The 11,502-nt window shown below is 47.1% G+C and carries 6 protein-coding genes; 3 read left to right on the top strand and 3 right to left on the bottom strand.

The genetic code is table 11. The features are described 5' to 3' along the window. Positions 1 to 33 precede the first annotated feature (33 nt). The gene (ltrA, locus tag ECHVI_RS19645; protein ID WP_245553375.1) at positions 34 to 1,452 is read left to right on the top strand and encodes a group II intron reverse transcriptase/maturase; all 1,419 of its coding nucleotides are present in this window, start codon (positions 34 to 36) and stop codon (positions 1,450 to 1,452) included. Positions 1,453 to 1,578: 126 nt separating this feature from the next. Here the strand turns inward: ltrA and ECHVI_RS19640 are convergent, their stop codons facing one another. After that, a complete protein-coding gene (locus tag ECHVI_RS19640; RefSeq protein ID WP_015267784.1) occupies positions 1,579 to 2,625 on the bottom strand; it encodes an endonuclease/exonuclease/phosphatase family protein in 1,047 nt (348 codons plus the stop codon). 163 nt (positions 2,626 to 2,788) lie between these two features. Here ECHVI_RS19640 and acnA point away from each other — a divergent pair, with 163 nt between their 5' ends. Then, entirely contained in the window at positions 2,789 to 5,566 is a 2,778-nt protein-coding gene (acnA, locus tag ECHVI_RS19635; RefSeq protein ID WP_015267783.1) for an aconitate hydratase AcnA, read from the top strand. Between the two features lie 149 nt (positions 5,567 to 5,715). Here the strand turns inward: acnA and ECHVI_RS19630 are convergent, their stop codons facing one another. Next, entirely contained in the window at positions 5,716 to 8,595 is a 2,880-nt protein-coding gene (locus ECHVI_RS19630; protein ID WP_245553374.1) for a TIM-barrel domain-containing protein, read from the bottom strand. Positions 8,596 to 8,750: 155 nt separating this feature from the next. Then, complete coding sequence (locus ECHVI_RS19625) at positions 8,751 to 9,476, bottom strand: AAA family ATPase (protein WP_015267781.1); 726 nt, start codon at positions 9,474 to 9,476, stop codon at positions 8,751 to 8,753. A 293-nt stretch (positions 9,477 to 9,769) separates the two neighbouring features. Between ECHVI_RS19625 and pgi the strand changes: the two genes are divergently transcribed. Continuing rightward, positions 9,770 to 11,413: a glucose-6-phosphate isomerase gene (gene pgi / locus ECHVI_RS19620; RefSeq protein WP_041740057.1), complete on the top strand. Its 1,644-nt coding sequence runs from the start codon at positions 9,770 to 9,772 to the stop codon at positions 11,411 to 11,413. Positions 11,414 to 11,502 lie beyond the last annotated feature (89 nt).

Genomic DNA, 11,502 nt, shown 5'->3' with positions numbered 1-11,502 from the left:
ACAATGAAAGCAGGAAAACGTATAATGGGTCAGATGAGTCTAGCAGGACTGGACGAATGGTCGAGCGTCCGTGCAGTCAAGGGAGCAGACGTATTCTGCAATCAAGGCGGCAAGGTTAGGCGAGAGTGGTTGTCAAGGTGCACGGAAGAACGAGCCTTGACCAAGGAATTGATGGGGAAGATAGTGTCCCCCTCAAACCTTGTTGCCGCCCTGCGGCAAGTAGTGTCCAACAAGGGCAGTGCAGGAATTGACGGGATGAGTGTGGAGGAGTTACGGCAGTGGTTTTCAAGTCATTACCATGAATTCCAATCGCAAATCATCACGGGTAAGTATCGGGTAGAATCCGTACGTGAGGTACAGATACCCAAACCCAATGGGGGAGTACGAATCCTTGGGATTCCCACGGTAAAAGACAGGCTGGTACAGCAAGCCATCAGTCAGGTACTAAGTTTACACTACGATCCCACGTTCTCGGACAGGAGCTACGGCTTTAGGCCAGACCGAGGGGCACATGATGCCCTCAGACAGGCCGGTCAAGAAGTGTCAGAAGGCCGGGACTGGATAGTAGATATAGACTTGGAGAAGTTCTTCGATACAGTGAACCACGACAGGCTTATGTGGTTGTTGGGGACACGGATTGGAGACAAAACCCTGCTGAAGCTCATTGGCAAGTTCCTTCGGGCAGGTATGCTCAAAGACGGACTGGTGAGCCAAGGGGTAAAAGGCATGCCCCAGGGCAGTCCACTATCCCCACTTCTTTCCAATATCATACTGGATGAACTGGACAAAGAACTGGAAGTACGTGGCCACCGCTTTGTACGCTACGCAGACGACCTGATCGTTATGGTCAAAAGTGAACCCTCTGCAAAGCGAGTGTTATCGAGTCTCACAGCGTTCATAGAGCAGCGTATGCTGCTGAAAGTGAACAAGTCAAAGAGCAAGATAAGCAGGCCATACGAGCTGAATTTTCTTGGCCACAGCATCCTGATCGAAGGCAGGTTGGGGCTTAGCAAGACCAGCGAGCAACGGCTGAAAGCAAAGCTCAAGCAACTTACCCAACGAAATCGGGGGATAAGCCTTGAACAGTTGGTGAAGGAGCTCAATCCCATCCTGAGGGGGTGGCTCAACTACTTCAAAAATGCCCAAATGATCGGAAGATTAAAGGCAATAGAAGGTTGGCTTAACCGCAGGATAAGGTGTTTTCGTCTTAAGCAATGTAAGCGGGCATTTACGATGGCAAAGCTCCTACACCGCCTTGGCGTACCATGGAACAGGAGTTGGGCGACTGCGGGAAGTTCGAAGGGATGGTACAGGTTATCAGTGACCCCTGCCGCCCATGAGGCAATGAACCTGAAATGGTTCGGTACAATAGGCCTATACAGCCTCAAGGAAAACTACGTTAAACATTTAAAGAAACCGCCCAGTACGACCCACGTACGCTGGGTGGTGTGAGAGGACAGCAAAGTTAGGGTAGCTCCCTATCTTTGCTTCCTACTCGATTTTATGCTTTACCAATAATTGGTGAAATACAATTAATATAGGTTTTTTTACAGTTGAATAAGGAATTTAGATGGTTCGTTAAAACTCTATTCCGCTGATGATTTTTTCCTCTGCGTCAGCTTTATCCTCCATATCGGCCTCTAGCTGCTCGTTTTCGTTGTTTTTATCCAGGACCAAATCCGCACTGATCGGGAAATGATCCGAACCGATGGATGGATGGACCATCATTTTTTTGAGGCGGAACTGGTGGCTTAAGAATATATGGTCCAAAGGCCAGCGGAGGAAGGGGTATTTGGCATGGAAGGTACTGTACATCCCGCGTCCCATCCGGGGATCGCCCATACCACTTATCTTTAGGAAAAGCTCCGTAGTATAGCTCCAGGCTACATCATTCAGGTCCCCCATGATGATGATGGGTTTTTTTTCGGATTTGGCCTTTTTCCCTACGATCAATATCTCCGCATCCCGCTCAGTGCTATGGGTGTTTTCTCCGGGCACAGGAGGGGTAGGATGGATGGCAAATAGCTTAATGAGTTGTCCATCAATCTGCAGATCGGCAAAGATGGAGGGAATGTCCTGATCAATGAGGTGATTGATTTCGATATTTTGAAGTGGGAATTTGGAATACAACAGCATGCCATAGGTATTTTCCAGTGGGAGGAGAACCTGATAGGAATAATCCACTTTCAGTGCTGCAATGGCATCTGCCCAGTGCTGATCGGTTTCGACCAACATGAAAAGGTGAGGCTGCTCTTTCTTGATTAATTGCAGGCATTTCTGGTAGTCCTTGTTGTATTGATAGACATTTGCCACGAGTACCTTGACCGTGGTCTTTTCATGCTTTTTGGCCGGTTTGACCATTTTGGTATGGAAGGGCGAATAGGGAACTATTTGCTTGAGAAGGTACAAAAACAGCAATCCAAGGATGATTACAATCCCTAAATCGACTTTTGATAAATGCTCATAACCGACAATTGTCCAGCAGATTAATAAAACCGATATTAACCATAACTTTTGGAAGCGAGGATAATCGAAAATCCGAAAAGTCCAATAGTCTTTTTTTACCAGTGGCATTAAAGTTGCGATAATTAGAAGAGCAGAAAACGCATATAGCACTGCTTTCATAGTATGGGCGATTTAAAGATGTACAATAAAAGCAAACCAGCTCTTATGCGCTGGGTTACAACTTACAATTTACTGTAAAAAAACTTATATTAAGGAATCATACTGTTTTTTAAGCAGTTATTATATAGAAACTATTTTTACCATTTATAACCATTAAAAACATATGTCACTAGATCCTTATCATATTAAAAAACAACTTGACACCGCCAAAGGGTCACTAAACTATTGGAGTTTAGCGGCACTGCAGGAGCAGGGCCACAAGATCAATGAGCTTCCGTTTTCAATCCGTATATTGCTGGAAAACGCGCTTCGGAACTATGATGACTTTGCGATCACCAAAGAGCATACCGAGACGTTGCTGAATTGGAAGCCTGAGGCTTCCGATAAGGATGTTCCTTACAAACCTGCCCGTGTCTTAATGCAGGATTTTACAGGTGTGCCCGCAGTAGTGGACATTGCCTCCTTGCGAGCGGAGGCAGTACGGAAGGGGAAAGATCCGCAAAAGATCAATCCACTGATTCCGGTGGATTTGGTCGTTGACCACTCTGTACAGGTAGATTATTTCGGGACGAATTATTCTTACAAGAAAAATGTGGATGTGGAATATGAGCGGAACGGAGAGCGTTATGAATTTTTAAAATGGGCCCAGAAGTCCTTTGATAACTTTTCGGTAGTTCCCCCAGGTATGGGCATCTGCCATCAAGTAAACCTCGAATATTTGGCCAAAGGCGTCATCGAACGCGACGGCAATGTGTTTCCCGATACCTTGGTCGGCACCGACTCACACACCCCGATGGTGAATGGCATTGGTGTCGTAGGCTGGGGAGTAGGGGGAATAGAAGCGGAAGCGGCCCTGCTCGGACAGCCCATCTATTTTATCATGCCGCAGGTAGTAGGACTTAAGTTGACCGGGGAATTGCCTTTGGGGACTACGGCCACGGATATGGTATTGACCATTACGGAGCTTTTGCGTAAACACGGTGTCGTGGGGAAATTTGTGGAGGTATTTGGACCTGGCTTGGACACCTTAACGGTTCCGGACAGGGCAACCATCTCCAATATGTCCCCTGAGTTTGGCTGTACGGTAACCTATTTCCCCATAGATGACCGTACCTTGGATTACATGAGCAAGACCAACAGGTCGAAAGACCAAATCAAGCTGGTGGAAGATTATGCCAAAGCCAATATGTTATGGCGAGAGGATGAAGAATCCGTAAAATACAGTAGTTTGGTCGAATTGGATTTGGGCACTGTTGAGCCTACCGTCTCCGGACCAAAACGTCCGCAGGACAAGATTTTGGTAAGGAACTTTAAAGAGAAGTTTGGCGAATTGCTGGAGGAAGTCCACGGGAGGGAGTATATCCCGATCGATAAAAGAGATAAGAGCCGATGGTTTAGCGAAGGTGGTGGACAGCCGGTGGATAAGCCAGGGGATCTTCCGGAAGATGTAGAAATCGCCACAAAAACCAAGAATGGTTTAAAAACAGTGGAAGTGAAGATCAATAACGAAGAGTTTGCGCTATCGGACGGGAGCATTGTTATTGCGGCCATCACTTCCTGTACCAATACCTCCAATCCAAGCGTGATGATCGGCGCCGGACTGGTGGCCCAAAAGGCCCGTGAGCGTGGACTTGACGTCAAGCCGTGGGTCAAAACTTCCCTGGCTCCAGGTTCTAAGGTGGTCACCGATTACCTAGAAGCCTCTGGGTTGTTGGATGACTTGGAAGCTTTGCGTTTCCATGTGGTCGGTTATGGCTGTACTTCCTGTATCGGTAACTCGGGTCCATTGCCCAAGCACATTGCCCATGCGGTGGAAGAAAATGACTTGGTCGTAGCTTCTGTTTTGTCCGGAAACAGGAATTTTGAGGCGCGTGTACACCCGCAGGTGAAAATGAATTACCTGATGTCACCCATGCTTGTCGTTGCTTATGCCTTGGCCGGAAGGGTAGATGTGGATCTCAATGAAGAGCCGCTTGGGTTTGACCCTAACCTGGAGCCGGTGTATCTCAAGGATATCTGGCCGAGCAATGATGAAATTTTTGAGGTGATGGGAAAAGTCCTAAGTCCCGGCGATTTTGACAAAAACTACGGAGAGATCTTCGAAGGCAACGAGCAATGGAAAAACCTGCAAGCGCCAAGCGATAAAGTGTACAATTGGTCTGAGAAGTCAACTTACATAAAGGAGGCTCCTTTCTTCCAAGGGCTCAGCAATGAAGTCCCAGAGCCCCAAAATATCCAAGGGGCAAGGGTGCTGCTGAAGCTTGGTGATTCCATTACCACGGACCATATTTCTCCGGCAGGGGCGTTTGCAGAAAGCTCCCCGGCAGGCCAATACCTTGTAGGACGAGGGGTGGAGAAGAAGGATTTCAACTCATACGGTTCCAGAAGAGGAAATGACGAAGTGATGGTCAGGGGGACCTTTGCCAATGTGCGGATTAAAAACCAATTGGCTTCACGAGAAGGAGGGTATACCACCCATATTCCTTCTGGAGAGGAAATGACGGTTTTTGAGGCCTCAGAAAAGTACCAAAAAGATGATACCCCACTGGTGGTATTGGCAGGAAAGGAATATGGGAGTGGATCATCCCGTGACTGGGCCGCAAAAGGAACCACACTTTTGGGAATTCATGCGGTCATAGCGGAGAGTTACGAGCGTATCCACCGCTCCAACCTGGTGGGGATGGGCGTACTGCCCCTGCAGTTTGCCGAGGGCCAGTCTGCTTCCAGTTTAGGCCTTGATGGAAAAGAGGAAATTACCATTGAGGGCATTACCGAGGGGTTGACACCATTGAAAAACCTCAAAGCCACCGCCAAGAAGGATGGAGGTGCTGTGGTCAATTTTGATGTGGTATGCCGCTTGGACTCCGAAGTGGAGATTGCCTATTATAAAAATGGCGGAATCCTCCATTATGTGCTGAGAGAGTTTTTGAAACAAGACTAATCCGAGCAACGCATTCGATCCGGCACAAAGTACCGGTTTGTGTTAATATCGGGTTTACGATAAAAAAGGGCTTCATGACACCATGAAGCCCTTTTTTCCATTTTAAAACCCAAAATTAACTTTTGTTCAATATTATTGACTTTTAGTCATTATTCTTCATCTAGCTTTAGTGCCATGGATTGGCCGGTATAGTGGATGGCTTTTTCAGTAGTAGCATCGGGCTTGTAGCCCGTTGGACGATCTTTTTGGACATAGATAACGTGGAAGGTTCGCGAGGTTAGCATTCCTTCGAATTCGCCTTCTTGTGCACCGATTGTCAGTGTTTTGGTGTTTTCGTCATAGGTTAATGGAATGATGGAAAACTGTCCTTGTTCATACTCGTAATTGCTGCCTTGATCTTCATACAGTTCAAAATAGCCATTTTGGCCCGCATAGACGTATAAGGTGATTTCATCGGCGGGTTTTTCATCGGTATACTCGATTTTAGGACCGAAGGGGATAATACTTCCTGCCTTTACAAATAAGGGAATTTTGTCATAAGGGGCTTCAATATTTTTTTCTACTCCTCCTGCTTGGTATTCACCTGTCAGCAGGTCGTACCAGCCTGTTTCCTTGGGAAAGTAAATGTCCCTGTTGGTAGCCTCGTAATGGTAAACGGGATTGACAAGAATGGAAGGGCCGAACATAAACTGGTCCTTGATTTGTCCCACACGCGGATCATGGTCAAAATCCATGATCAGAGGCCGCATAATCGTGTAGTCATCATGATGTACTTTTCCAGTTAAGGAATAGATATACGGCATCAACCGGTAGCGCAATTTGTTATAGAAGACGATGGATCGGTACGCGGGATGGCCTTCAGGGGCTATGTTAAAAACCTCTCGATAGGGGTATTGGCCATGGGATCGGTAGAGAGGGGTGAAGGTGCCATATTGGTACCATCTCGTGTTCAGTTCACGCCATTCTTCCAAGGCCTCCCCCTTAGGGTCGGGACGGTCGTATTTATCTTCGACAAAGAAGCCTCCGATATCCGTGGTCCAATAGGGCAATCCCGAAAGGGAGAAGTTAAGTCCTGCAGGAATTTGCTGTTCGAGCTCATCAAATCGGGCGGAAATGTCACCACTCCATGTGGCCGCACCATATCGCTGGATACCGGGAAATGCCGATCGGGTAAGGATAAATACCCGATCATCGGGATTGGTGGCTCGCTGACCATGATAGATACCTTTGGCATTGACCAGTGGATAGCCATTAAAATACTCGGTGGCAGTACCCAAGGCAGTGGGGTTCATGAGGGTTTTGCGGTGTTGGATGGAGGCATTGGACAGTACATCCGGTTCGGTCGCATCCAGCCACCAGGCATCTATGCCTTTTTGGTACAGTTTTTCGTTGATCTGTTTCCAGAAGAGCTCGCGAGCGCCAGGGTTGAATGCATCATAGAACGTGCTGATATATCCTTCCCCGATCCAATCGCGTTGGCGGTTGAGGATGTTTTGCTTGTAGAGCCAGCCTTTTTCGTCAAACTGTTTGTAATGTTCGATTCCTTCGTAGAATTTTGGCCAGACCGATATCATGATATGGGCGTGGTATTGGTCATGTACCTGGTCGATCATCCCAACTGGATCCGGGAAACGGGCAGGGTCAAAATCATGGCTGCCCCAGGCATCTTCCGGCCAATAGGACCAGTCTTGGACGATATTGTCCAGTGGAATATGCCGTTTTCGATATTCGGCCACGGTGCTCAAGAGCTCCTCTTGGGTTTTGTACCGCTCACGGCTTTGCCAAAAGCCCATGGCCCATTTGGGCATGATCTGGGCCTTACCTGTGAGCTGGCGGTATCCGGAAATAAGCTCATCCATATCCTGGCCTGCTACGAAGTAATAATCGAGCATTTTGCCCGCTTCAGAGCGAAAGGCATATGTCTCGGTGGTGCGGTACCGGTCGGGAGGAAGAAATTTTACGCTCAGGAAAGACTGGGTGGATTCGGGAATCCATTCGATCTTGAATGCTGTGGCTTTTTCCGTATCCAATGGAAGTTCAAAAACCAATGGTCCCGGGTTCCAACTTTCCCGCCAGCGGTCTACCAGCAACTGGCCATCCGCCCATACTTTTACATATCCGGAATAGGTCATGTGAAAACGATGTACCCCGCTTTCTCTCGCTTGAAGGCTTCCCTGCCAAGTGGCCGTGCCATTGGCCATATCAAAATCCTTGGGGATTTTGTTCAGGTCATCCAGAAAAGTATAGGCAATATGCCCTTCTTGTTCCTTTAAGCCTTCATTGGGCCGGTTCGGGTCATTGGCATAGGTGGCCGTAAGGAAGCCTTCCTTTCCGTTGGCATCAAAGAGCCTGAGTTCGGACAGCGGCATGGGCTCACGGTCATCCCCAAATTTGGTAATGGAATAATTGTCCCATAGAATGCCATAATTTCGGCTGGAAACCATAAAAGGAACGGCTACCACACTGTTGTACTGGGTAAGGTCTACATGGTAACCTTTATAGTTGAAAAGCCCTGTTTGTTGCTGGCCAAGGCCGTAGAAGGCTTCGTTTTCAGGACTTTTAAAGCGCTGTTGGATGGAAAATACCGCGTCATCTTCCAAATCGTCGGCAGGAGGACCAAATGCCTTTCCCGCTTTGGCTTCCTGTAATATCAGCTTTCCGGAAGCATCCTTAAAGGTAACCTCTCCAGTGGATTTTGAAATCCAAGCTTGGACTTTGGCGGTTTGGAGGCCTACCGAATCCGCTGTTTCCGTTTTTTCCCACGCGGGGGGACTGGGAAGTTGGTCGATGATCATCAGGCTGCTGTTGACAGGCCGCGTATCCAGAGGGGATGAAGTCACCCGGATGATGTTTTCGGTGATGACTTCCAGCCGGACTTGTTTAGGACTGTAGGGATCGTCAGAAGGGAGGGTAATGGTGATACCGTTTTCAGGTGGGAAGTTTTCTCCTGCTGATGGCGCACAGGCATACAGCAGGACTAACATCACAAAAGTGTAAATCAGTTTGGTAAGGGACATGATGGTTTTCAACTAAATAGGTTATTTGAGTTGTCCAAAGGTAAAAAAGCCCCAAAAGATCCTGCGTATCCAAATGTTTACAAAGGAGGGGTAAAATGTTAACAAGGGTGTTTTGGGTGTGAAAAATGGAGGATTTATCCCGTAAGCAAGGCGATCCTGTCCTGGGCCTAACCATTGAACAAGACATGCTGAATGTGCTTATAGTTCATCAAAAAGTCTTTGGTGACACGGTAGGTTTCCGTTTCCTCATAGGGAACCATTTTGATGCCCTGATGGGAAAATTCAAAAATACAGGCATTTGGATAGGCCAGTAGAATGGGAGAGTGGGTGGCCATAATGACCTGGGACTTTTGCTTTACCAACCTGTCCATTTGCGCCAAGGCATCCAGTTGTCTGGATGGACTTAGCGCAGACTCAATTTCATCAAAGAGGTAAAACCCATTTCCCCTAAACCTATTTTCCATAAGTGCCAGAAAAGATTCCCCATGAGAGCGGCTATGCAAAGAGCGATTGCCGTATTGTTGGTGGATATCTCCTCCGAGACGGTCGATTTCCGAGGCTACATTATAAAAAGACTCTGCTCTGAGAAAGAAACTATCTTTGGGTTTTCTATAGCCTTTTATGAAGGTGATATCTTCGGACAGTGTACTGTGACTTTCGTGTGTAGAGAAATTAAAGTTTTTGCTGCCGCCTTCGGCATTTAGCCCCATGCCTACTGCAATGGCCTCCAGCAAGGTGGATTTACCGCTGCCATTCTCGCCTACAAAAAACGTAACAGGGCATTCAAACGATAGCTCCTTTACGTTGGAAAGGGAAGGGATATCATATGGATAGCCTTTTTTATGGCCAAAATAAAGCTTCAAGGAGGTTAGAAAATTCTGATTAAGCTCCATATTAAGGGATTGAAAACCACAAGATAAAGTCAAATTAGCAAAAATCCAGCAGAATCGATAAAAATCACCACTGGGTCCACTTTCAAGTGCACGACAGCATTTGGTCTCATTTTTTCCTTGATACTCCCATTGCCCTGAAATTAACAAGATGGTAACTCAAACTCGTGCTTTTTAATTTCATCGCGAGCATATAAATCTTATTTTTGTTCACTGAATTGTTTTTTCACAAAACCATAAAAAGCTTATTAAACCACGACCAGCCCATAAAGGGCCAGTCGACCAACCTACAAAACATGAAAAATACGAATCCAACACAAACGGCAGCTTGGAAAAAACTTTCCCAGTTAGCTGACCAGAAAAAATCACAAACCATCCAATCACTTTTTGCAGACAGTAGTCGCTTCGATAAGTTTTCCGCCCGCTTTGAGGATATTTTGGTAGATTACTCTAAAAATAGGGTAGATGATGAAGTGTTGTCCACACTTTTTGAGCTGGCCAAGGAGACTGAACTCACGTCAGCCATCGAGGCCATGTTTACGGGCGGACACATCAACCAAACAGAAGACCGAGCGGTATTGCATACAGCCCTGAGAAACCGCAGTAACAATCCAGTAGAGGTGGATGGCAAGGATGTAATGCCTGAGGTCAATGCCGTATTGGAACAGATGAAGGTCTTTGCCGATAAGGTGAACAGTGGTGCATGGAAGGGATTCAGCGGAAAACCCATCAAATCCCTGGTCAACATCGGTATCGGAGGAAGTGACTTGGGGCCGGTCATGGTGACCGAGGCCTTGAAGCCGTACCAAAATGAACAGCTGGACATTCACTTTGTTTCCAATGTGGACGGAACGCACATGGCCGAAACCCTAAAGAAAGTAGATCCAGAGACGACCCTTTTCTTTATCGCCTCCAAGACATTTACCACCCAAGAAACCATGACCAATGCCCATACCGCAAGGTCTTGGTTCCTGGATCATGCGAAGGATGAAGCGGCGGTCGCCAAGCATTTTGTGGCACTTTCCACCAATGCGGAAGCGGTTTCGGCTTTTGGAATCGATACGGACAATATGTTTGCCTTTTGGGATTGGGTAGGCGGCCGGTATTCGCTGTGGTCAGCGATAGGACTGCCGATTGCCTGTGCCATTGGCTTTGACAATTTTGAGAAGCTTCTGGAAGGAGCACATGCTGTGGACAAGCATTTCAGAGGGACTGACTTTGAGTCAAATATTCCTGTGATCCTGGCCTTGATCGGAATTTGGAATACCAATTTCCTTGGGGCGGCATCCGAGGCCATATTGCCGTATGACCAGTATTTGCATCGTTTTGCCGCTTATTTTCAGCAGGGCAACATGGAAAGCAATGGAAAATATGTCTCCAGAAACGGAGAAAAGGTGGATTACACCACTGGCCCGATCATATGGGGCGAGCCCGGTACCAATGGACAGCATGCTTTTTATCAGTTGATTCATCAAGGTACGCATTTGATTCCTTGTGATTTCATTGCACCGGCCATTTCCCATAATCCCGTAGGAGATCACCATCCCAAGTTGCTTTCTAATTTCTTTGCACAAACAGAAGCCCTGATGAACGGTAAATCACTGGAAGAGGTGAAGGAGGAACTGACCAAAGCCGGGAAGTCAGCTGCGGAAATAGCAAAATTGGCTCCACATAAGGTGTTTGAAGGCAACCGGCCCACCAATTCCATTTTGGTGAAAAAGGTTGATCCTTACACGTTAGGTTGCTTGGTGGCGATGTACGAGCATAAGATCTTCGTCCAAGGCGTAATCTGGAATATCTTTAGCTTTGACCAATGGGGAGTGGAGCTTGGGAAAGTGCTTGCCAAGAAAATCCTTCCTGAGCTGGAAGGAGAAGAAAAAGTGAGTTCCCATGATGCCTCTACCAATGGCCTGATCAATGCCTATAAGGCCATGCGATAAACCTATTTGGTTTGTATACTCTTTAAAGCCCGGCGTTTTGTCGGGCTTTTTCATTTTCTATCTTTGATTTTCCAAAAGAAAATTAACCG

It is taken from the genome of Echinicola vietnamensis DSM 17526 (assembly GCF_000325705.1).
GTDB classification, from domain to species: domain Bacteria; phylum Bacteroidota; class Bacteroidia; order Cytophagales; family Cyclobacteriaceae; genus Echinicola; species Echinicola vietnamensis.
Note: the sequence above shows the minus strand (reverse complement) of the source record. Positions and strands in the feature narration are given on the sequence as shown.

Excerpts from the sequence above, each read along its gene's own strand:
- ECHVI_RS19640 (WP_015267784.1), bottom strand. The coding sequence starts at position 2,625 with ATGAAAGCAGTGCTATATGCGTTTTCTGCTCTTCTAATTATCGCAACT.
- pgi (WP_041740057.1), top strand. The coding sequence starts at position 9,770 with ATGAAAAATACGAATCCAACACAAACGGCAGCTTGGAAAAAACTTTCC.
- ltrA (WP_245553375.1), top strand. The coding sequence starts at position 34 with ATGAGTCTAGCAGGACTGGACGAATGGTCGAGCGTCCGTGCAGTCAAG.
- acnA (WP_015267783.1), top strand. The coding sequence starts at position 2,789 with ATGTCACTAGATCCTTATCATATTAAAAAACAACTTGACACCGCCAAA.
- ECHVI_RS19625 (WP_015267781.1), bottom strand. The coding sequence starts at position 9,476 with ATGGAGCTTAATCAGAATTTTCTAACCTCCTTGAAGCTTTATTTTGGC.